Genomic DNA, 21271 nt, shown 5'->3' on the forward strand with positions numbered 1-21271 from the left:
GCGTCAATCGCACTCAAAATTTTCATCCTGTCTTCAAGAAGGCATTAATTTTATCCCTCATCATGAGAGCAGAAGCATCACCAAGGAGGCACGTGTGAAACGAAACATTGCGATTCTTTCTCTGGTCACAGGTCTGGTTCTGGGCTCTACCCTGCTGCGCGACAACCTGCCCACCAGCACCGTCCAGGCGCAAAGTGCTCCCCAGATCAGCCTGAATGAGGGTCAGGCCAGACTGCAGAACGAACAGAACACCATGGACATCGTCAAGAACTACCAGGACGGTGTGGTTTATGTCGGGGTGTACGCACAGCCTGAGGAAAACGCCCTGTCTGGCAGTCCCTTTGGCGGCAACATGGACCCCTTTGAATACTTCTTTGGCAACCCCCAGCAGACCCCACAGCCCCGCAATCAGAACAATGAGCCCGAGCAAAGTGGGGTGGGCAGTGGTTTCCTGCTCGACAAAGACGGTTACATCCTGACCAATTACCACGTGGTGGCAGACTCTTCAAAGATTCGCGTCCGACTGCACCGCAGTGACAAAGAGTATGACGCCACTGTGGTGGGCAAGGCCCCTGATTACGATCTGGCACTGCTCAAGGTCGACAACCTGGACCAGAACCTTGCTGTTCCAATGAAACTGGGCAACAGTGACAACCTCGCGGTGGGCCAGAAAGCCATTGCGATGGGGGCCCCCTTTGATCTGGACTTCACCGTGACCGAAGGAATCATCTCCAACGTGGGGCGCGTGATTCCCACCGGTCAGCGAGGAATTCCCCAGAAAGCCATCCAGACCGATGCGGCCATCAACCCTGGCAACTCGGGAGGACCGCTGCTGAACTCCAGTGGTGAGGTGATCGGCATCAACACCCAGATCCTTTCTCCATCTGGAGGCCAGAACGCCGGGATTGGTTTTGCCATTCCCATCAATGTGGCAAAAAACATCCTTCCTCAGCTGAAAGCTGGAAAAACTGTCAGTGGACCGCGCATTGGCATCAGTGGTCTGCCACTGGCCGGATACCCCCTCAACCAGCTCCGCCAGGACCTGATCGACCAGTACAAGCTGCCCAAACAGGGTGTGCTGGTGCAGGAAGTCACCAAAGGATCTCCAGCCGACAAAGCTGGCATCAAGGCAGGAACCAGATCCTTCAGAACTGGGATACCTCAGGTGCCCACCATTGTGCTCGGGGGGGACGTGATCACCACCGTCAATGGCAAGAAAGTGGAATCCAGTCTGGACATTGCCAATGAACTCTTCAGCAAACAAAATGGGGACAAAGTTCAATTGGGCGTGCTGCGCGATGGCAAGACCATCAATGTGGATGTCACCCTTTCCACCTTTGAAGACACCCAGCAGTAAATCACAACGTCAACGGACTGCCCTCCCTCCAGAGGGTGGTCTGTTTTCATGCAACGGAGGCCGTTCTGAAACCAAATCGGTATAGTGAAGAGGCATGTTCGGTCCCCTGAGCCTCCTTGCCACAGACGCCCTGCAATTTGTGATGCTGGTTCTGGGCATCTGCCTGGGACTGGTCACCCACAATTATGTTCAGGCCAGGCTTGCCGTGAAACTGGGAAACCACACCCCAAAAGCATTTCTGACTTTTGATCCTTTCATCCATCTGAATCTGTTTTCACTGGTGCTGTATCTGCTTCTGGGTCTGTGTACCCCACGTGGCATCCCTCTTGGAGAGCACCACGAAAAACACCGCCATGAAATCTGGATCTGGCTGTCCGGTCCTGTGGTTCTGCTTCTGGTGGCCCTGTTTTTGCTGTTGTTGATCCGGCTTCAACAGGTGCTTGCCCCCGCACTGGACCCTGCAGGACACGGGCTTGCTCTGGCCAGTCTGGGCCTGGTGGTGCATGCCATCATTTTCCTGATGCCCCTTCCAGAACTCGATGGTGGACGTGCCCTGCTGTCCGTGACCCGGGGAAGGTTCAGGCAGTTTCTGATCCGCATGTGGCGTCTCGGGGTGCTTTTCACCTACCTGATGTTTTTTCTTTTTGTTTATTTTGGGGCCACCAACCAGCTTGCTGCTCCTGTCTATGGTCTGCTGAGGGGATGGGTCAACCTGCTGCCTTTGTGAAACCCAATCCAGTCAGGTTCCAGGGACAGATGCAAATTACCAATCTTCATCTCTGGCCCCTGTAGAATACAAGCCATGTTTACTGGCGGAATTCTATCTTTGCTCGCCCAGGGCGAATATGTGGCTTTCATCCTGGTGGTGGCTGCCATCATGATGTCGTTTATCATTCACGAGTGGGGGCATGCCTACGCAGCCGTTCTGGAAGGGGACCAAACCCCGCGTTTTGATGGTCGCCTCACCCTCAACCCGGCGAAACACATTGATCCTTTCGGATTTCTGCTGATTCTGCTGGTGGGCTTTGGCTGGGCGAAACCGGTCATCACCAACCCCAGCCGTTACAAACACAAATGGGGTGATCTGTTTGTGTCGAGTGCCGGGATCATCATGAACCTGATCCTGGCCCTGATCTGCCTGATTCTGCTGCGCATTGTGCTCAGCTCTGGTGTGGGTGGGGAATTCATGCAGACTCTGGTGCAGGCGCTGACCATGATTGCTTACATGAATGTCAGTCTGGCCATCTTCAATGCCATTCCCATTCCTCCCCTGGACGGCAGCCACATTCTGCTGAACCTGCTTCCCAGAAACATGCAGTTCCAGTGGAGGCAGGCGATGTACTCCTACAACAACACCTTTCTGCTGCTGATCGCCCTGATGCTGAACTATTACGTGCTCGGGAACCCTCTGGGCAAGCTGATTTATGCTGCTTTCAGGGGTCTTGCAACTCTGGTGGGCGTCTGAATCAGGTTGTTCATACCCCTCTTGCCAACAGAAGGGTCGGACATGTTAATCTGAGTCAGTGAGTCTCAAGCGCCCCCGACTGGCATACACCAAAGGGGTGAAGACTACCCCGCGCCTGAGGCATTACATTTCCGGCACATCACACAAATAGAGTGATTGCGAGGCACACGTGAGTGCCTCGCTTTGTCGTGAGGAGAGCCATGCAGAAACTGGACATGAGGTACGAAGGGAAAGCCAAGCGCGTCTACGCCACCGAGGACAAGGATCTCTTTGTTGTCGAGTACAAAGATGACGCAACCGCTTTCAACGCACAGAAACGCGGCACCATCGGGCAGAAGGGTGTGGTCAACAACGCCATCACCGCCATTCTGTTTCCCCAGATTGCCGACCACGGGGTGCCCACCCACTTCGTGGAAAAACTTTCCGACCGGGAGCAACTCGTCAAAGCCGTCACCATCGTGCCTGTTGAGGTCGTGGTGCGCAACGTTGCAGCCGGAAGCTTCTCCAAGAGACTGGGCATCGATGAAGGCACCCTGCTCTCTCAGCCGATTGTGGAGTACTACTACAAGTCGGATGCACTGGGTGACCCCCTGATCAACACGGACACCGCTGTTGCACTGGGCTGGGCCACGCTCGATGACCTGAGCACCATCAAGGATTACGCCCTGAAGGTCAATCAATTCCTGAAAGACTTCTTCCTGAAGCGCGGCATCAAGCTGATCGACTTCAAGCTGGAGTTCGGGAAACTCTCAAGTGGCGAAATCGTGCTGGCAGATGAGATCTCACCGGACACCTGCCGTTTCTGGGATGCCAGGACCAACGAGAAAATGGACAAAGACCGTTTCCGTCGCGACCTTGGCAATGTGGAAGAAGCTTACCTCGAAATGCTGCGCCGTGTGGAGGCCCAATGAAGTACCTCGCGAAAGTTTACGTCACCCTGAAAAAATCCATCCTCGACCCCCAGGGTCGCACCGTGGAGCGTTCCCTGCACAACCAGGGTTACGCCAGCGTTCTGAATGCCCGCGTGGGCAAATACATCGAACTGACCTTTGAAGGGGAACGTTCGAAGATCGAGACCGAACTGAAAGACATCGCCGAAAACATCCTCTCCAACCCTGTGATGGAGAGCGTGCACTGGGATCTCGAGCAGGTCGAGCAGGCCGAGCAGGTTCACTGAAGATGAAGACTGCAGTGATTCAATTCCCCGGTTCCAACTGCGACATGGACGCCGTTCATGCTGCAGGAACCGTGATTGGACAGCAGGCCGTTCCCGTCTGGCACACCGAGACCCACCTTGAGGGCTTTGACGCGATTCTGGTGCCCGGTGGCTTCTCTTACGGGGACCACCTGCGCAGTGGGGCCATTGCGGCCCACAGTCCTGTCATGAAGGAAGTCAAGCGTCTGGCCGAAAAAGGGGTGCCCGTGATCGGCATCTGCAACGGCTTCCAGATCCTGACCGAAGCAGGCCTCTTGCCCGGTGCGCTGGGCCGCAACAACAGCCTGCACTTCCTTTGCCACGACGTGCACCTGCGCGTCGAGACCACCAACTCCCCCTTCACGAACCAGTACCAGAAGGGCCAGATCATCAAGATCCCCATCGCCCACAACGAAGGCAGCTACTACGCCGATGCAGAAACCCTGAGCCGCCTGGAAGGGGAAGGTCTGGTGGCTTTCCGTTACGTGACCCCTGAGGGCAACGAAGTGCTGGAAGGCAACCCCAACGGGGCCGTTAACAACATTGCAGGCATCCTGAACGAGAAGCGCAACGTGCTGGGCATGATGCCTCACCCCGAACGCTCCGTGGAGAAACTGCTGGGCAGCACCGACGGTCTGGCCGTCTTTGAAAGCCTGCTGGAGCACGTTGCAGGAGGTGTGAAATGACCCTCGTGAAAGACCTGCGCGATCAGGCCGCCACTTTTGGCCTGACCGTTGAAGAATTTGACAACCTGGAATCCCGCACGAAGCGCCCGGTGAACGCACTGGAAGCCGCCATCGTGGGAGCCATGTGGTCCGAGCACTGCGGCTACAAAAACAGCCGTCCCCTCTTCAAAGTTTTCCCCACCACCGGTCCCCAGGTGCTGCAAGGCCCCGGCGAGAACGCTGGTGTTGTGGACATCGGTGAGGGTTACGCTGTGGCCTTCAAGATGGAATCCCACAACCACCCCTCCGCTGTGGAACCCGTTCAGGGTGCTGCAACCGGTGTGGGCGGCATTCTGCGCGACATCTTCGCCATGGGAGCCCGTCCTTTCGCGGTGCTGGACTCCCTGCGTTTCGGTGACCTGAACAGCAAGCGCACCCAGTTCCTGGTGCACGGGGTTGTTGAGGGGATCTCCCACTACGGCAATGCCATTGGTGTGCCCACCGTGGGGGGCGAAGTGACCTTCCACCCCTCCTATCAGGAAAACCCCCTGGTCAACGTGATGGCCCTCGGCCTGATGAAGCACGAGGACCTCGCCAAGGGCACCATGGGCGCCGTGGGCAACAAGATCATCTATGTCGGGTCCAAGACCGGACGCGATGGTCTGGGTGGAGCCGTTTTCGCTTCCGCCGACCTGTCTGACGCTTCCAGTGAAGACCGTCCTGCCGTACAGGTGGGCGATCCCTTCATGGAGAAACTGCTCCTGGAAGCCACCATCGAGGCCATTCATGCGGGTCTGGTGGCAGGCGTGCAGGACATGGGTGCAGCGGGTCTGGTCTCCTCCACCTGTGAAATGGCCTACCGGGCCAAACTCGGCGTGAACATCTACCTCGACAAGGTTCCCACCCGTGAAGAGGGCATGGTTCCCATGGAACTGGTGCTTTCCGAGTCCCAGGAACGCATGGTGCTCGTTCCCGTTCCTGGCAAAGAGCAAGAACTCTTTGACCTGCTTTCCAAGTGGGAACTGGACGTGGTGGAAATCGGGGAAGTGGCCGAACACGACACCTACCGCCTGTACTGGCACGGTGAAGTGGTGTGCGACCTGCCCGTGGACCTGCTCAACGAGGCCCCCACATACACCCGTGAAGGGGTCGAATCCGAAGAGATCAAGGCCAAGCGCGAAAAAGACCTCTCAGGCGTTGCTGTACCTGAGAACCTCGAGGAAGTGCTCCTGACCCTGCTGTCTCACCCCAGCATTGCTTCCAAGCGGGCCATCTTCGAGCGTTACGACCATCAGGTCATGACCAACACCGTGGTGGTCCCTGGTGCTGCCGATGCTGCCGTGCTGCGCATCAAAGGCACCTCCAAGGGTGTGGCCGCCTCCAGCGACTGCAACCCCCGCTTTGTGTACCTTGATCCTTATGTCGGAGCTGCAAGTGCCGTGGCAGAAGCCGCCCGCAACGTGGCCTGCGTGGGCGCAACCCCCCTGGCGATCACCGACAACCTGAACTTCGGGAACCCCCACCGTCCTGAGGTGTATTTCCAGCTGGTTCAGGCCACCAAGGGCATTGCAGACGCCTGCCGCGCTCTGAACACCCCCGTGACCGGCGGCAACGTCAGTCTGTACAACCAGTACAACGAGGAAGGCCGCACTGTCGCCATCCACCCCACCCCCACCATCGGGCTGGTCGGTGTGCTGCCAGACGTGACCAAGAACGCCACCATGAAGTTCCAGAGCCAGGCCCAGAGCGTCTACCTGCTCGGCAACCTCACCGACGAAATTGGAGCCAGCCAGTACCTGGAAACCATTCACGGTCTGGAAGCTGGACAGGTGCCTGTGCTAAACCTTGATCTGGAAAAACGCGTTCAGCAGGGCATCATCGAACTGATCCGCAGTGACCTGACCCGCACCGCCCACGACACCTCTGAAGGTGGACTGGCCATTGCTCTGGCAGAAATGGTCATTGCTGGACAGGTTGGGGCCACCATCCAGATCGACAGCGACCTGAGGTCCGACGCGATCCTGTTCGGAGAAGCCCAGAGCCGCATCATCACCGCTGTCCCTGTCGGCAAAGAGGAAGCAGCTGAGAAACTCCTTAAGGACCTGAATGTTCCCTTCACCCGCATTGGCTTTGTGGGCGGTGATAAACTGGCAATCAGTCTGTCCAAACAAGGGCAGCACCTGTCGCTGGACATCCCGACGCTGACCAAGGCGTTTGAAGAACCCATCAGAGCAGTTCTCGGTTAAACCCCTGAAGAGAGGGCGAGGCACGCCTCGCCCCTACAAGGTTTTGGGAAACCAGATCTCAGCAGCACCCACCCCCACCCTCCCCCTTTAAAATCCCCTTACAACCCCCGATAAGAAAACGGACAGGGGGACGGGGGTACACTTCAGGTGACACCATGCTATTCGATGATTTCGATAAACCCAGAGAGGAATGCGGCGTTTTCGGCATTTACTCCCCCAGACCGCTGAATGTCGCGTGGCTTTCTTACCTGGGCATGTTTGCCCTGCAACACCGTGGGCAAGAGGCCGCCGGGATGTGCGTCTCCAACGGAGAGGACTTCCTGGTTGAAAAGGACCTCGGGCTGGTCACACAGGTCTTCGATGAGACCCGCCTCCAGAAGATGAACCTCGATGGGGCCAACATTGCGATTGGTCACGTCCGGTACTCCACCACTGGCTCAAATCTGCGCTTCAACGCACAGCCCCTCACCGTGCGTTCCAACAAGGGGATTCTGGGGATTGCCCACAACGGCAACTTCGTGAATGCCCGCGAAATCCGGCAACTGATGCTCAATGAAGGGGTGATCTTCCAGACCACCAACGACACCGAGGTCATGATCAACCGGATTGCCAAGTACGCCAATTTAGACCTGGTGGATGCCACCGCTCGCGTCATGCAGGAAATGCGTGGCGGGTTCGCCGTGGTGATCATGAACCGCAAGATGCTGATCGGTCTGCGTGACCCCAACGGGGTGCGTCCCCTCTGCATCGGGCAGCGTGAAGACGGTGCCTACGTGTTCGCCAGTGAAACCGTTGCCCTGTACGCTGTCAACGCCACCTTCATCCGTGACGTGAAGCCCGGAGAACTGGTGTGGGCCGATGAGAACGGTCTGCACTCCCTGGAAGTCATTCCCTCTGTGCCCACCCCCTGCGCCTTCGAGTGGATTTACTTCGCCCGTGCAGACGCCAGTGTGGATGGTGTGAGCACCCACGAGGCCCGCATCCGCATGGGTCAGGAACTGGCCAAAGAGCAACCTGTCGAGGCTGACATTGTGGTTCCTGTGCCAGACTCTGGCATTGGTGCAGCCATCGGGTACTCCCGTGAGAGTGGCATTCCTTTTGACTACGGACTTTACAAGAACCCTTACGCTGGACGCAGCTTCATTGCGCCCACCCAGGAAGCCCGTGAACTGAAGGTCAAAATGAAGCTCTCCCCCACCGCTGCCGTCAAAGGCAAACGTGTGGTCCTGATTGATGACAGCATCGTGCGTGGCACCACCAGCCGCCAGATTGTGCAACTCCTGCGCGACGCTGGAGCCACCGAAGTGCACTTCCGGGTGTCCAGTCCACCCATCACCCACCCCTGCTACTACGGCATCGACACCGCAGCACGCAAGGAACTGGTGGCCAGCACCCACACTGTGGAAGAAATCCGCCAGATGATCGGGGCCGACACCCTGGCCTTCATCTCGGAGGATGGCATCAAGAGCGCTGTGAGCGGCCCTGGCCTGTGCCTTGCCTGCTTCAATGGAAAATATCCAGCGGGAGTGCCGTTGGAGAATGATGTGAACAAACACGCGCTGGAAGTGTAAGAACCAGCAGGTGCACGAGGCAGAAACATCTCTGCCTCGTTTTTTGTGTCCTTAACCATCGCTCACTCAAACCCTGAACTTTTTACTTTTCTCGTCTCTCGCCAGAGGCATCTCCCCTACTTTCTGACCAGCAATCCTCCTGACTCCAAAAAAATTGTGCACGATACAATGAAGATCAGGCCCATCTTCAGCACATCGGTTGATTTTCCTCTGGATCACCTTTTCCAGAGGTGTTCGTGTCATGGAGTGAAATATGATTCAACGCGATTTCAGAACGCCAACCACCCAGAAACCCAGAGCCAGATCAAGAATGCATGTGGTGTCCCTGATGGTCTTCCTGGGTCTCAGCAGTGCTTATGCATGGAAACCCAACACCCACGTCTACCTCGCAGAGGAGGTCATGAAAGACGCCATTCCAGATGGTCAGGTCACCATCTGCAGAACGAATTTCGTGACCCATGAGATCACCCAGAACTGCAGCAATTATCAGGTGGACCCTGAGATTCTGCAGGCCATTCGCTCTTACCCCCAGCAGTTCCGGGCAGGGGTGCTCGGGCCGGATGCCTATCCTGACATCCTGACCGGACAGCAGGTCATTCACCCGGACGAGAGCCTCCCCCACAAACCAGAGCCTCCTGGGGGGACCAACAGCTGGTTGCAGTACCTGTGGGACCGCAGCAATGCAGAGCAGGGCGGAAACCGTCTGCCTGTGCGGGCTTTCACGGTGGGTTTCCTGACCCACTCGGCAGGGGACCTGTTCGGGCACACCTTCGTGAACAATTACACCGGAGGCCCCTTCTCCATTGGTCCAAATGCAGTCAGGCATGTGGTGCTTGAGGGCTACATTGGCAAGAGAACCCCGAACATCACAGACATCTATGGTCAGCCGGTCACCGAGAACAGTTTTTCCATTGATCAGGGGGTCAGGGAGTTCATTTACCAGAACATGGTGAACGCCACTCCAGGTTCTGTGCTGCTGAACCAGCTCATGGGAGGCGGGGGCACCACGGCTTCTGTGCCCTACATCTATTCCAACATGCGAGCAGGCCTGCAACGGGACATCGACAGTTACTACGCTGCCCTGCGAGATTTTGATCGGAGGTCTGACGAGAAAGTTCGTGCGGCAGAAAATTGCAGGGCTCTGGATTTCTCCTGCAGTGCCACCCTCCTTTATGGCGAGGCAGCGGCGATTCAGCTGGAGAAAGCGGCCTTCAGGGTTGCCAATGGCCCCATCGTGACCTACAAGGAATACTGGGTGGACGACATCGATCTGGGCCTGCGTGCCTGGCCTGAACTGAGCCAGCAACTTGCCAAAGCCCTGGTCTTCAATCCCAATGGTGTGGACACCGCCCGTGCCCAGCAACTGGCCCAGACCTACGTGCAAGAGCACCTGCTTTCCATGTCAGGTGTGCCGGACTTTGTGGGCATCACCTGGGAGGTCATTGAGAAGATTCTGGATGCCCTGGTGCCCCAGTTCCTCATTGACGCGATCAATGACCTGAAACGGGACCTCCTGAACACCATGCTGCAGGCCGCCATCGGGATGACTGTGGATGACCTCAAGAAATACGTCACCAACCCTGAGCTGTATTTCGATCAGGTGATGGCGACTGGACCCAACCCCATCACCATTGACGCCTTCAACCGTCAGGAGCTGCACATCGACGAGAACGGCATGCCCAACCCCTCAAACCCCACCCGCTTTGATTACCGCCAGGTGGCTGCAGCGTACAACACCGTCACCCTGACCAAAATGCTGATGCTGGGAAGTGGGGAAATGAACCGCCTGCTTCAGGATCTGGGTTCATCCCAGAGGCTCCAGGCTCCAAACATCATGCTGGGTTTTGTCCGTTCCCTCGATGACAGCAACCAGTGGGTGGCCAACAATCCTTATCAACTGATTCTGGCAAATGACTGCAATGCCTTCAGGCAGGTGTTCATGCAGCAGTCGGGCGAAGTGGATGCCTGTGTGAACAATTGAGATGTTGTGATCTTCATGACAGGATTTCATCTCTGCTGATGAAGCCCTGTTTTGCTGAATCAACACGCCATGAAACACTGAAAGTGCAGATCAGCCAAACATCTTGAGTCCAATCCAAAAGCAGATTCTGTAAAATGGTCCTCATGATGTCTCTGTATCCCATCAAGATCAAAAAACCACAATTGACCTCTCTGCTGATTGCTTTTTCCCTGCTTCAATGTGCCCACGCTGGCAAGCAGGAATGTTATGACGCCTACCAGAGCAAAAACTACACGGTGGCCTTCAGGGAATGTCTGGGGCCTGCAGAGGCAGGTGATCGCGTGGCACAATTCAACCTGGGGTACATGCTGGCAAATGGTGCAGGGACAGAGCGAAATGCATCAGAAGCGGCCCGGTGGTACCAGAAAGCTGCAGATCAGGGCAGCACGGGAGCACAGTACAATCTGGCCCTGCTGTATGAAAACGGGCAGGGGGTGGTCAGGGATCACGCCAGAGCTGCAACCCTGTACCAGAAGCTTGCAGATCAGGGGCATACAGATGCACAGAACAACCTGGGCAACCTGTACCGCAGAGGGCTGGGTGTGCCTCAGGATGATACAAAAGCCGTGCAGCTCTTTCTGCAGGCTGCCCTGAAAGGCTCCAGGGTGGCCCAGTACAACATGGGAGACATGTACTTCTACGGCTATGGCGTGGCCCTGAGTGACACGGAAGCCCTTTACTGGTACCGCAAATCTGCAGATCAGGGATACGCAGCGGCACAGTTCAGCGTGGGCAACATGTACCTGCATGGCCGCAGTGTGGAAAAAAGCATGCCTCTGGCCATGCAGTGGTTTGAGAAAGCCGCAAAGCAGGGTTTCAAACAGGCACAGGTTCAGCTGGATGTGCTCAAAAAAGAACAGGAGAATCCCGTTGCAGAAGAGGTCACCTCTCAGGACATCGAGATTCAGCTGGTTTCTCCCAGAGAGGGCAGCACTGTAAAAGGAAAAACCGTGACGGTCACGTTCAGACTGTCTGCAGCAGTGGAGGGTTTTGTTCCCCTGGTTCTGGTCAATGGTGAGGAAGTCCAGGTCACCTCCAGTGCAGACCTGTCTGGCCGTGTTTCTCTGGTGACCCTGACCATGCCTCTTCCTGAAGAAGAGAAAAGCTACCGGCTGGAAATCGGGGGCGTTTCAGATGACACCCGGCAGTTCATTTCTGCGTTTTTGAGCCTGAAAGGCGAGTAGACACCTCTCCTTCATCATCCGGCCCTGCCTTCAGGCAGGGTTTTTTCTGTCCTGAAAGTGACTTTATCAGTTGATCCATTCTGTATTTTTTCCATCGGCAGTGGCGATGGCACCTGCAAATTTCCAGCCAGAATCGGATGGTATCTTTTCAGGCCACCCAGTACCATGGTTTCAGACAGAGAACCCTCAAGCTGTTCTCTCCAGACCCGTGCCAGCCAACTCCGCTTTTTCTCTCCTCAGGCGTCTGCCCTGCAGGACCAGCCGCATTTGGCAAGGAGCCAGACATGAGACACATTGAATTTGAGGCAAAGTTGCGTTACCAGGAAATGCAGGAGGAAGCCGAAGCCCTGAAATTGCTGCGTCAGGTTCCGAAAGCCCAACTGCTCAGGCGGTTTGCTGCAGCCCTCATGGCTCTGGCAGATCGCCTTGATCCTCCTGCTTCTTCTGTGGTCTCGCAGCAGGAACGTGCCTGCCAGCTTTAAAACCAGGGGGCATTTTTGACATCAACCATTTGGTACAAATGTCCCACTTTCAACACATGACAAATGTCCTTTTTAAAGTCAATTGACCTGTAAAACAAAAAATTCCACCCTATTGTATATTCAACTTACAAAATTAAGTCCAGGTCCAATTTTAAAAAACACGCATCGCAAAATCCACTCTACTGCAACGCATTTTTACAGGAAACCAGAAGCGGCCAATTGCAAAAACCTTAAAAAATAGATGTTCTTTCTCAAACGGAAGTGGTATCTTACAGACGTACAGAAAAACTGCTGAGATTCTGACACCAAGGAATGCGTTTATGCGTCATGAATATGCATCCAGCCAGAACCCAGGCTTCTGAAACCCATCCAGGCCCACCTTGAAAGGAGCCGGCCATGTCACACATCGAAATGGAAGCCCGCCTTCGCTACCAGGCCTACCAGCAGGAAGCAGATACCCTTCATCTGCTGAAGCAGGCCCCCAGAACCAGCATGGTGCATCAACTCGCTGAATCCCTGCGATCCCTGGCAGATCACCTTGACATGCTGCAACCCGGCCAGCACACGCTACAGCAACGACAACCCTCCTGAATCATCTGAGCAGGAAGGGCAGGGTTCGGGTCAATTGCTCAAGTTCGGATTTCCTGGCCTGCACCTCATGTGACCCTCTCGGGGTGAGCGCGTAGTACTTCACAAGGGCTCCTCCTCTGGACGTTGCTCGAAACTCACCCAGGACCTGCTGATCCTGTTCAAGTTCATGCAACACAGGATAGAGGTGCCCCATCCTGAGGTCGAAGAAACCCCCGGTGCGTTCCTGCACCTGCTGGATGATCTGCAACCCGGACTGGGGTCCACTTTCCAGGATGTTCAGCAACAGGAGTTGCAGATGCTCCCTGAATATGCCTGATTCCACCATTCACCTCCTTTGAGAGCGCCCCCTGCATGCCAGACTGGCATGCAGGGAGCAAATCTGATTCAGCGGCTCAGCAGACTCAGAAAATCGAGTGAGGACTTCTGGTAGACTTCCAGCGTTCTGGGGTCATTGAAGCCCAGGGTGTACCCGTTCAGCGGAGGGGCCACCACCAGTCTGGCCATCTGTGCTGGAACACCCGTCAGAATGGCTTCTGAGAGGCCTTTTTCATCTTCAGGTGAAACCATGATCAGGGGAATTTTCAGGGTGGGCAGCAGGCCTGCCACTTCATCGGTCAGGGTGATGCTGTTGGAGACCAGACCAAAAGCCGCCACACCTTTCACCTGATCGGGGTGTTTCAGGGCGTAAAAGAGGTGCATCATGGAAGAGAAACCACTGCCAAAAAGAATGACTTTCTGCTGCCCGGTGGTCTGCTGCATCCACTTCACGGCGGCCTCTACATCCTGCATGGCGTCATAGGCATCTGCAACGGGGCCGTGGGTGCGGTTCTGGCACAGGCTCCAGTGCCCACTGATCCGCAAATCCACATTGAGCACAGCGTAGCCTTTCTGCTGCAGGGTTTTGGGAAAATCGCCATACTCACAGCGGTTGCGGGCCGGCACGTTGGGGTCCAGGTGGGCTCCATTGAACAGGATGATCGCTCCTGCGGGATTGTCCGTGGCGTAATAGTCTGCGACCACTTTCACGCCGTCCTGGGCTTCCATCTGAACGGTCTGCTGGGCAAATGCGGGGGTGAGGGCCAGAGCAACCAGGGAAAACAGCAACTTTTTCATGGCATTCCTTTCAGCAGAGCGTTTGCTCTGCGGGACAGCAGGGCTACAGGTGCGGGCGTTTCCTGTGGGTGGACAGGACAGAGACAAATCAGGGATTTGTCCTGTGGAACGGGTTCCAGAGGATTGTATTTTGGTATAGATTAACGATATCGGATTTCGATAACGAAGTCAATAACCACTCATCCCTGCCTGCTCCTTTCTGGGCCGATCCCTCGAAATGCCCTGACAGTGAACCCCTGCCAGAAAAAAGCACACTCTCTCAGGTGTGCTGGCGTGTGGGATTCGAACCCACGGCAAGTGCATCGCTGCATTGCGAGGACGTCCTTTCGGCGACTCCTCACATTCGGCCACTCTGTCAAGCGCCTGGAACCAGAGTAACAGCTTCCCGTTCCCAGACCTCCTCATGTCCATTGGGTGCCCTGCAGGTGATCTGATCCACAGGGTACCGTTCAAGCCAGTGCTGCAAGCCCTTCAGGGTCTCTTCTCCAGAAACCAGATAGGTCGCAAGCTGGTCTGTGGCCTTCAGTTCTTCCTCGGAGAGGACTTCCAGATCACGCCAGAATTCTTCAGGGCCTTCCCACAGCAGGAGTTCGATCTTGTTCAGGGACCACAGTTCATGAAGCAGGTTCCCCCGAATGAATCCTGGCCCTCCAATGGGTGACCCTGGGAAGATGGCATAGTTCCAGGGGTCCACCTCACCGGCCCTGTACAGTTGCCATGCCCTTGCAGCGGTCACAAAGACATCAGGGGAATCAGGAACGTCCAGCGGGTCAAAGCCCAGTTGAATGGCATCTCGCTGAAGCTGGTCCAGCTGGGGGTCCACCCTCACCCAGCGGTCTCCATTCCAGTATTCACCAATCACATGGTCATGCCAGTGACCTTCACGGAAGTAACCTGCAAAGCCCACCCTGCTCCGTGCAGGCACCCCCTGCGCTCTCATCAGGGCGGTGAAGAACAGCGAAAAATCCCGACAGCATCCCAGGTGCCTCTGTTGTGGCAGCGTCTGGGATTGCAGCTCAAAACCTGCCTCCTGTCTGGCCTTCAGAAGTCTGTCAATGGATCGGGTGTTGATCTGCTGCAGTTTCTCAGCGGTTCTCTCGGTGTGGTAGGCATCCAGCCAGCCATAGTGCAGGAGGTGCTGCTGCGCGATCTCTGCAAGTTGAGAGACCGTCCAGTCAGGAATGACCGGAAGGAGTTCGGAGCGGCTGAAAGCACTCTGGGTCTGATAAAAGTTCAAAAGCTCTGGTTGGGGTGTCATGTTTGCAGGGTAAACCCTCCCCAAAGGGCAAAGTCAAATGGGATGCCCTGCCGTTCCATCTGCATCACCTCTTCAGCGAAGATGTTTCCATATGATGGGGCATGACCCTCAATCCCACTCCTGAAAAGCTGCTTCAGGCCTGCATTGACAATTACGTCCAGATGTTCCCGGTGGGAATGTACCATCCACTGGTCATTCACGATGCTCCGGACCTGGCCTACCGCATTGGTGGGTTTCCCATAGCGGCCCTCAACTCTGTGGTGCGCTCCATCTTTGATGAATCAGATGCAACCCAGCGCATTGACGAGGTCCTGAGCATCTTTGAGCAGCGAAACCTGCCTCTGAACTGGGTGATCACTCCGGAAAGCCGTCCTGTGGACCTGACAGAACGACTCATGGAAAAGGGGTTCAGAAAAGGGAGCAATCTGATTGCGATGGGCAGAAGCCTGGAAGGACTGCCAGCGCTTGATCTGCCACAGGATTTCAGAATTGAGGAGGTGAGAACAGACCGTCTGCTGGACCAGTGGGCCAGGGTGGGTCAGGTGAGCTACCATCTGCCCCCTCAGGCTGTACAGGTCAGGATCAGGCAGTTTACCCGTCTGCTGGAATCCGACCTGTGGCCTGTGAAACTTTACGTGGGTTTTGCAGGAGATGAGGCCGTGTGCACCAGTGGTGTGCGACTGACTCCACAAAGTGCCGGTATTTATTTCGTGGGCACCCTGCCTGAACACACCCGCAAAGGCTATGGTCACCTGATCACCCTCAAACCGCTGATCGATGCACGCCAGATCGGGCATCAAATGGCTGTCCTGATGGCCACCCCTGAGGGCCTGAAGGTCTACGAGCGTCTGGGTTTTGAGCAGGTGGGAGTGTTCCAGATGTACATCCGGGAATGATTTCGGCCGCACAAAAAATAGATTATAAATTATTATAATCTATTGACTTTGAACCTCCTGAATAGTTTAATACTGTTTATAAACTATTCAGGAGGTGTCATGGGCCGCAAAGACCTGACCCACATCCGCAGAGAAGAAATTCTGGACGCATTCGAACAGTGCATTTTCCGTTATGGCTTCGATGGAGCCACCCTCCAGCGCACTGCTGAAGAGGCCCGGGTGAACCTCGGGACCATCCACCACTACATTGGCAAAAGAGAAGACCTGCTGAAATTGCTGCTGGACCGCCTGCTGGAACGCACCACCCTGGAAGCAGCACAATTGAAAGAACACCAGCCTCAGGAAGAACAACTCCACCTGCTTCTGGAAGCTTTCTTTCTGGACCCACAGGACCCCACCAGTCGCATGCTCACCCTCCTGGTGCAGGAAGGGTCCAGCCACCCCCAGATCCGCGCTTTTCTGACCGAAATCAACACGCTTTACTGCACCCTGCTCTCTGAGGCCATCCAGACCCACCGCCCTGGCATGAAAAAAAGCCCCAGTGAACAGCTGGCCTTCACCATCCTCGCCCTGGCCTACGGTGGAGACATCCTGATGGACTTCGGTTTGCCTCGAAGCAAAAGGGACCGCCTGATGGACATGGCAAAATTCCTGATTGACACCAGCCCACTGGAGGGTTTATGAATTCAAAACGCATCACAGCCATCGATACGCTCAGGGGGTTTGCCCTGCTGGGCATCCTGCTCATGAACATCAGCAGCTTCTCCATGCCAGACGAGGCCTATTACAACCCCAACGTGTATGGAGGCACGGACTTCTGGAACCAGCTGGAGTTTTCCGTCATGTACGTGCTGGCAGACCAGAAATTCATGGCCCTGTTTTCCCTGCTGTTCGGGGCCAGCATGATGCTGCTGATTCAGAAGCTGAAAAGCCAGCAGCGGCCTGCCGCCCGCATCCACTACATCCGCAATGGGTGGTTGCTGGTGTTTGGACTTTTGCACATGATCCTGCTGTGGGACGGAGACATCCTGCTGGTTTACGCCCTGTGTGGGATGGTGCTCTATCCCCTGCACAGGCTTCCTCCAGCGTGGCAATTCGGACTTGGTCTAATGCTTTTCCTTTCCCCAATTGCGCTTTTTGTGCAAGGACTGCAGACCGTGCAGGGATTCTCTGCTGCAGAACTGAAAACCCTGCAGAACCTGTGGCATCCTCCCCTTTCGGTGATTCAGCAGGACATTGCCGTCTACCAGAGTGACTTTCTCAACCAGATGGCTTACCGTCTGGGCATCAATGCCCCTGACACTCCCCCTTCCAGAGCAAAGGACCTCATGCTGGGTGTGGTGCTCGCAGATGGCTTTGCCCGGGCCCTGGGCATGATGCTCTGTGGGATGGCTCTGTACACATGGGGCATCATCACTGGAAAGGCCTCCACACAGCTGTACAGCAGATGCGTGAAAGTGGGGTTTGGCATTGGGCTTCCCCTTTCGCTGTTTGCGCTGTACCAGCAACATCAGCATGGCTGGGACGTGACACACAGTCTCTTCACAGGGAAAATGCTGAGCAGTCTCTACACCCCTTTCATGGCCGCAGGATACCTGGGAATGATGATGCTCTGGGCTCGCTCGGAACGTTTCCTGATTCTGCAACAGCGGCTGACCACCCTGGGGCAGATGGCCCTCAGCAATTACATCGGACAGTCCATCCTTGCAGCCCTGATCTTCACCGGACTGGGCCTGTACGGAAAGGTGAACCGCATGGAACAACTGGGAATCGTGCTGCTCATCTGGGGCGTTCAGCTGACCTTCTCACACTGGTGGCTGTCCAGATGCCAGTATGGACCGCTGGAATGGCTGTGGCGTTCACTCACCTACCGCAGGGTGGAAAGGCTGCAGCGCAAAGCAGAGACCCCAGCCACCTGAAAGTCCAATCTCCAACCTCTGGGAGTGATTCCGGAGGCTTTTGTTACACAGATAAGCATTCCTGACCTGCACCCACACTATGCTTGAACCATGCAGCTGTCTGAAAATTTCCCTGACCTCCACGCCTTTCTGCTTGAACAATTCCAATTGCCCCTCTCCTCCATTCACGGCCCGGCGCACTGGGCAAGGGTGGGCAGAATTGGACAGAGGCTGGCCGCCCACAGCACCGCTGATCCGGTGGTGCTGGAACTCTTCAGCCTGCTGCACGACTCCCGCAGAAAAAACGACGACTGGGATCTGGAACACGGACCTGCAGCTGCAAAAGCCATGCTGAAATGGCGAGGCCAGTACTTTGACTGCACAGACCAGCAGTTCGAGGTGTTGCAGTATGCCGTGCAGCACCACACCACAGGCAAGCCCACAGATGTGGTCACCATCGGGGCCTGCTGGGACAGTGACCGCCTGGACCTGATGCGGGTGGGCATCCGCCCTGATCCGAAATACCTCAGCCTCCCCCATTCGCGTGAAGAAAGCACCATCCTGTGGGCCATCAACCAGTCCCTGCAGGAGATGTATCCAGGGATGGAAGAAATCGGAGAGGTCTGAGAAAGTCACCCTCCTGATCGCGCTGACTGCTGAGAGCTGATGGCTGACCGCTCTCAACATTGTGCCATTCACCAAAACCCTGACTTCTCCCCTCTGGCACCATGAGCGAGGAACAGGGGGAGGGAAAAGGAGGCATCAATGAAGCTGAAACCGCTCAGAGCGCAGGTCATGGTCATCACCGGAGCGTCCAGCGGAATCGGGCTGGAGACGGCGCGTGAGGCAGCAAAAGCAGGAGCAAAAGTCGTTCTGGCTGCCCGCAATGAAGACGTGCTGAAAGAGGTGGTCCAGGACATCAAGAACCAGGGTGGAGAGGCCATTTATGTGGTGGCGGACGTGGGGGTGCGTGAAGATGTTGAGCGCATCGCCAGGGTTGCCAGAAAGGTTTACGAAGGCTTTGACACCTGGATCAACAACGCCGGAGTGGACATGTGGGGCAAGGCCGAGGACATCACCGAAGAAGATGCCAGACGCCTCTTTGACACCAATTTCTGGGGAATGGTCCATGGTTCCCTGGTGGCCCTGGCCCACCTGAAGGACCGGGGAGGTGCCATCATCAATGTGGCCAGTGTGGCGTCCGATGTGCCCTATCCCCTGCAGAGTTTCTATGTGGCCAGCAAGCATGCCCTGAAGGGTTTCACCAATTCGCTGCGCATGGAGGTGATGCACGACAAGTTGCCGGTATCCATCTCCCTGATCAAACCTGCAGCGATCAGCACGCCTCTGCTGCTCAGTGCCCGATATTACACCGAGAAGCAGCCCTGGTTCCCTCCACCCAGGTACAGCCCAAAAGAGGTCACGCTGGCCATTTTGAAGGCCGCAACCTCTCGTGTGCGAGACATTTATGTGGGAGGTGCGGCTGCCAACATGGCCCTGTTCTCCAGATTCGCCCCACGCATCGCAGACCGCTTTTTTGCCCGCACCATGGTGAAAGCCTCCCAGCACGACAACCCCGGTCAGCCCAGGTCGGGCAACATGTATGAGCCCATGTCAGAGGGAGTGGTCAGTGACAACGATGCTGGAAAACCCCGCGCCAGCCTGTACACCCGCCTGAAAGTCAGTCCGGCAGCCAGAGGACTGCTTGCCCTGGCTGCCGCAACATTGATTGGCTCTGTGGTGATGCGCCGCGCCCGCAGCTGACATCAAACAGGCAAGAACGGAAAATCTTCTGCAATCAGGCCCCTGTGCTGCAGTTCCTTCCAGAAATCTGCAGAAATGGGGGTCTGGTAATCCTGGAGGTTGCTCTGCAGCTGCTTCAGGGTGCGCACACCCAGCAACACGGAGGCCACCGCAGGGTGTGCCAGCGGAAATTGCATGGCTGCTGCCCGGATGGAGATGCCATGCAGCTCACACACTTCCCGGATGGCGAGCGCGCGTTGCAGCATGAGCTCAGGGGCCTGCGAGTAGTTGTATTTCGCATCGGGTTTTGGGTTGGCGAGCAGACCGCTGTTGAAAACCCCTCCCACAATGATCTTTGCCCCCTTCTCGATGCAGGTCTGCAAGAAGGGCATGCTGTGCTGTTCCAGAAGGGTGTACCTTCCGGCCAGCAGGAACACATCGAAGTCTCCCGCCTGCAGGAGTTCATGGGGCATTTCCCACTGGTTCATGCCTGCACCGATGCCCTTGACCAGGCCCTGCTCCCGCAGCTCAACCAGGGCCTGATAAGCTCCCTGCATCAGTTCCTGCGCGGTGACACCCACCGAGTCTGGATCATGGATGAACACCATGTCGAGGTGGTCCAGCTTCATGCGCTGCAGGGTCTCCTCGAAAGAGCGCATCACCCCGTCGTAGCTGTAGTCGTAGATCACGTTGAGGGGGAGGTCTGTTTTGAAGGCACGGTTGCCATCGCTGTCCAGCTGGGTTGGGTGGGGAGGAATGCCCTCTCGAAGCAGACGGCCCACCTTGCTGGAAACGGTGAAGCCCGATTTCTGCTGCAGGAAATCGCCGAGTCGAAACTCGGATTCGCCGTAACCATACCAGGGTGCCGTGTCATAAAAGCGAATGCCTGCGTCCCAGGCTGCCTGGAACACCGCTCTGGCATCTTCTTCTGAAACAGGTTGAAAGAGCCCTCCCTGAACGGAAGCGCCAAGCCCCAGACGGGTCACGGTGGCACCTCTGCCCACCTGTACGGTGTCGGTCAGAGAGGGTGTGGGGGATGGGGTCATCATGGGCCTCCTTGATCCTGCATAATGTTGCGTTCAGGATCAAGCATACCCGAGTTTTACAACACCGCTGTCACTGGGCTTCCAGTTGAATGAACGGGGTCGCGGCCACATCTGCCAGCGTGTACTCGTTCAGTTTGGCATAGAATGCTTCGCGGGCATCCACCAGCACGCATTTCAGCTTGCAGTTCCCCCGGAGGGGGCAGGGTCCGATGTTGCAGTCTATGATGTCGGCCTGGGGTTCAGTGAGGCGCACCAGGTCTCCAAGCCTCACCTCAGAGGGAGCCTTGACCAGACGGATGCCGCCATTCTTGCCTTTGCTGCCCTGGATGATGCCCATTTTGGAGAGGGCGTGGGCAACCTTGTTGAGGTGGTTGTAGGGCACATTGAAGCGGTCAGCCACTTCCTGCACGGTGGCGCGGGAGTGATCGGGGGTCTGCATCAGGTGCATCAGCAGGCGCAGGCTCAGGTCGGTGAATCGGGTCACTTGCATGGGTCAGGCATCTTCCCTTCTGCAACGTCCGGGAAGGGATGGCCCTTCGCC

At 56.3% G+C, this 21271-nt stretch carries 22 protein-coding genes; 17 read left to right on the plus strand and 5 right to left on the minus strand.

Going from position 1 to position 21271, the window contains the following annotated elements:
* Positions 1-94: 94 nt before the first annotated feature.
* The 12 genes from DC3_RS03250 to DC3_RS03305 all read left to right on the plus strand — a co-directional run bounded on the left by DC3_RS03250 (position 95) and on the right by DC3_RS03305 (position 12776).
* Positions 95-1357: a S1C family serine protease gene (locus tag DC3_RS03250; protein ID WP_146882280.1), complete on the plus strand. Its 1263-nt coding sequence runs from the start codon at positions 95-97 to the stop codon at positions 1355-1357.
* A 94-nt stretch (positions 1358-1451) separates the two neighbouring features.
* A complete protein-coding gene (locus DC3_RS03255; RefSeq protein WP_146882281.1) occupies positions 1452-2084 on the plus strand; it encodes a hypothetical protein in 633 nt (210 codons plus the stop codon).
* Positions 2085-2159: 75 nt separating this feature from the next.
* Entirely contained in the window at positions 2160-2822 is a 663-nt protein-coding gene (locus DC3_RS29675; protein ID WP_146882283.1) for a site-2 protease family protein, read from the plus strand.
* Between the two features lie 200 nt (positions 2823-3022).
* Positions 3023-3733 carry a phosphoribosylaminoimidazolesuccinocarboxamide synthase gene (gene purC / locus DC3_RS03265; RefSeq protein WP_146882285.1) on the plus strand — a complete coding sequence of 237 codons (711 nt, stop codon included), beginning with the start codon at positions 3023-3025 and terminating at the stop codon, positions 3731-3733.
* Complete coding sequence (gene purS / locus DC3_RS03270) at positions 3730-3999, plus strand: phosphoribosylformylglycinamidine synthase subunit PurS (protein WP_146882286.1); 270 nt, start codon at positions 3730-3732, stop codon at positions 3997-3999. Before purC ends, purS begins: the two co-directional genes overlap by 4 nt.
* A gap of 2 nt (positions 4000-4001) precedes the next feature.
* Positions 4002-4703 carry a phosphoribosylformylglycinamidine synthase subunit PurQ gene (gene purQ, locus DC3_RS03275; protein ID WP_146882288.1) on the plus strand — a complete coding sequence of 234 codons (702 nt, stop codon included), beginning with the start codon at positions 4002-4004 and terminating at the stop codon, positions 4701-4703.
* Positions 4700-6928 (plus strand): phosphoribosylformylglycinamidine synthase subunit PurL, encoded by a 2229-nt coding sequence (purL, locus tag DC3_RS03280; protein WP_146882290.1) that lies wholly within the window; start codon positions 4700-4702, stop codon positions 6926-6928. The genes purQ and purL overlap by 4 nt, the downstream gene beginning before the upstream one ends.
* Positions 6929-7083: 155 nt before the next feature.
* Positions 7084-8499, plus strand: a complete 1416-nt coding sequence (gene purF / locus DC3_RS03285) for an amidophosphoribosyltransferase (protein ID WP_146882292.1) — start codon at positions 7084-7086, stop codon at positions 8497-8499.
* A 253-nt stretch (positions 8500-8752) separates the two neighbouring features.
* Positions 8753-10480 carry a hypothetical protein gene (locus DC3_RS03290; RefSeq protein ID WP_146882294.1) on the plus strand — a complete coding sequence of 576 codons (1728 nt, stop codon included), beginning with the start codon at positions 8753-8755 and terminating at the stop codon, positions 10478-10480.
* Between the two features lie 143 nt (positions 10481-10623).
* Entirely contained in the window at positions 10624-11703 is a 1080-nt protein-coding gene (locus tag DC3_RS03295; protein ID WP_186815793.1) for a sel1 repeat family protein, read from the plus strand.
* Between the two features lie 284 nt (positions 11704-11987).
* A complete protein-coding gene (locus tag DC3_RS03300; RefSeq protein WP_146882298.1) occupies positions 11988-12185 on the plus strand; it encodes a hypothetical protein in 198 nt (65 codons plus the stop codon).
* A 396-nt stretch (positions 12186-12581) separates the two neighbouring features.
* Complete coding sequence (locus DC3_RS03305; RefSeq protein WP_146882300.1) at positions 12582-12776, plus strand: hypothetical protein; 195 nt, start codon at positions 12582-12584, stop codon at positions 12774-12776.
* 1 nt (position 12777) lies between these two features.
* Here the strand turns inward: DC3_RS03305 and DC3_RS03310 are convergent, their stop codons facing one another.
* From DC3_RS03310 to DC3_RS03320, 3 genes are all read right to left on the minus strand, one after another.
* Positions 12778-13098: a PadR family transcriptional regulator gene (locus DC3_RS03310; RefSeq protein ID WP_246130523.1), complete on the minus strand. Its 321-nt coding sequence runs from the start codon at positions 13096-13098 to the stop codon at positions 12778-12780.
* Between the two features lie 62 nt (positions 13099-13160).
* Positions 13161-13889, minus strand: coding sequence for an alpha/beta hydrolase (locus DC3_RS03315; protein WP_146882304.1), 729 nt, complete (start codon positions 13887-13889; stop codon positions 13161-13163).
* A gap of 355 nt (positions 13890-14244) precedes the next feature.
* A complete protein-coding gene (locus tag DC3_RS03320) occupies positions 14245-15147 on the minus strand; it encodes a transglutaminase-like domain-containing protein (protein ID WP_146882306.1) in 903 nt (300 codons plus the stop codon).
* Between the two features lie 101 nt (positions 15148-15248).
* On the opposite strand from DC3_RS03320, the gene DC3_RS03325 reads away from it, so the two are divergent.
* The 5 genes from DC3_RS03325 to DC3_RS03345 all read left to right on the plus strand — a co-directional run bounded on the left by DC3_RS03325 (position 15249) and on the right by DC3_RS03345 (position 19705).
* The gene (locus DC3_RS03325; protein WP_146882307.1) at positions 15249-16043 is read left to right on the plus strand and encodes a GNAT family N-acetyltransferase; all 795 of its coding nucleotides are present in this window, start codon (positions 15249-15251) and stop codon (positions 16041-16043) included.
* A gap of 99 nt (positions 16044-16142) precedes the next feature.
* Entirely contained in the window at positions 16143-16727 is a 585-nt protein-coding gene (locus DC3_RS03330; RefSeq protein ID WP_146882309.1) for a TetR/AcrR family transcriptional regulator, read from the plus strand.
* Entirely contained in the window at positions 16724-17962 is a 1239-nt protein-coding gene (locus DC3_RS03335) for a DUF418 domain-containing protein (RefSeq protein ID WP_146882311.1), read from the plus strand. The genes DC3_RS03330 and DC3_RS03335 overlap by 4 nt, the downstream gene beginning before the upstream one ends.
* A gap of 90 nt (positions 17963-18052) precedes the next feature.
* Positions 18053-18568, plus strand: a complete 516-nt coding sequence (locus DC3_RS03340; RefSeq protein ID WP_146882312.1) for an HD domain-containing protein — start codon at positions 18053-18055, stop codon at positions 18566-18568.
* A gap of 138 nt (positions 18569-18706) precedes the next feature.
* Entirely contained in the window at positions 18707-19705 is a 999-nt protein-coding gene (locus DC3_RS03345) for an SDR family oxidoreductase (protein ID WP_146882313.1), read from the plus strand.
* A 2-nt stretch (positions 19706-19707) separates the two neighbouring features.
* On the opposite strand, the gene DC3_RS03350 is transcribed toward DC3_RS03345, so the two are convergent.
* Together DC3_RS03350 and DC3_RS03355 are read right to left on the minus strand one after the other, a co-directional pair.
* A complete protein-coding gene (locus DC3_RS03350) occupies positions 19708-20733 on the minus strand; it encodes an aldo/keto reductase (protein WP_146882315.1) in 1026 nt (341 codons plus the stop codon).
* Between the two features lie 67 nt (positions 20734-20800).
* Positions 20801-21220, minus strand: a complete 420-nt coding sequence (locus tag DC3_RS03355; RefSeq protein ID WP_146882317.1) for an RrF2 family transcriptional regulator — start codon at positions 21218-21220, stop codon at positions 20801-20803.
* Positions 21221-21271: the final 51 nt, after the last annotated feature.

This window comes from Deinococcus cellulosilyticus NBRC 106333 = KACC 11606 (assembly GCF_007990775.1).
In the GTDB taxonomy this organism is placed as follows: Bacteria; Deinococcota; Deinococci; order Deinococcales; family Deinococcaceae; genus Deinococcus_C; species Deinococcus_C cellulosilyticus.

Coding starts and splice junctions, on each gene's coding strand:
- DC3_RS03255 (WP_146882281.1), top strand. CDS start 1,452: ATGTTCGGTCCCCTGAGCCTCCTTGCCACAGACGCCCTGCAATTTGTG.
- DC3_RS29675 (WP_146882283.1), top strand. CDS start 2,160: ATGTTTACTGGCGGAATTCTATCTTTGCTCGCCCAGGGCGAATATGTG.
- purC (WP_146882285.1), top strand. CDS start 3,023: ATGCAGAAACTGGACATGAGGTACGAAGGGAAAGCCAAGCGCGTCTAC.
- purS (WP_146882286.1), top strand. CDS start 3,730: ATGAAGTACCTCGCGAAAGTTTACGTCACCCTGAAAAAATCCATCCTC.
- purQ (WP_146882288.1), top strand. CDS start 4,002: ATGAAGACTGCAGTGATTCAATTCCCCGGTTCCAACTGCGACATGGAC.
- purL (WP_146882290.1), top strand. CDS start 4,700: ATGACCCTCGTGAAAGACCTGCGCGATCAGGCCGCCACTTTTGGCCTG.
- purF (WP_146882292.1), top strand. CDS start 7,084: ATGCTATTCGATGATTTCGATAAACCCAGAGAGGAATGCGGCGTTTTC.
- DC3_RS03290 (WP_146882294.1), top strand. CDS start 8,753: ATGATTCAACGCGATTTCAGAACGCCAACCACCCAGAAACCCAGAGCC.
- DC3_RS03295 (WP_186815793.1), top strand. CDS start 10,624: ATGATGTCTCTGTATCCCATCAAGATCAAAAAACCACAATTGACCTCT.
- DC3_RS03300 (WP_146882298.1), top strand. CDS start 11,988: ATGAGACACATTGAATTTGAGGCAAAGTTGCGTTACCAGGAAATGCAG.
- DC3_RS03305 (WP_146882300.1), top strand. CDS start 12,582: ATGTCACACATCGAAATGGAAGCCCGCCTTCGCTACCAGGCCTACCAG.
- DC3_RS03315 (WP_146882304.1), bottom strand. CDS start 13,889: ATGAAAAAGTTGCTGTTTTCCCTGGTTGCTCTGGCCCTCACCCCCGCA.
- DC3_RS03320 (WP_146882306.1), bottom strand. CDS start 15,147: ATGACACCCCAACCAGAGCTTTTGAACTTTTATCAGACCCAGAGTGCT.
- DC3_RS03325 (WP_146882307.1), top strand. CDS start 15,249: ATGACCCTCAATCCCACTCCTGAAAAGCTGCTTCAGGCCTGCATTGAC.
- DC3_RS03330 (WP_146882309.1), top strand. CDS start 16,143: ATGGGCCGCAAAGACCTGACCCACATCCGCAGAGAAGAAATTCTGGAC.
- DC3_RS03335 (WP_146882311.1), top strand. CDS start 16,724: ATGAATTCAAAACGCATCACAGCCATCGATACGCTCAGGGGGTTTGCC.
- DC3_RS03340 (WP_146882312.1), top strand. CDS start 18,053: ATGCAGCTGTCTGAAAATTTCCCTGACCTCCACGCCTTTCTGCTTGAA.
- DC3_RS03345 (WP_146882313.1), top strand. CDS start 18,707: ATGAAGCTGAAACCGCTCAGAGCGCAGGTCATGGTCATCACCGGAGCG.
- DC3_RS03350 (WP_146882315.1), bottom strand. CDS start 20,733: ATGATGACCCCATCCCCCACACCCTCTCTGACCGACACCGTACAGGTG.
- DC3_RS03355 (WP_146882317.1), bottom strand. CDS start 21,220: ATGCAAGTGACCCGATTCACCGACCTGAGCCTGCGCCTGCTGATGCAC.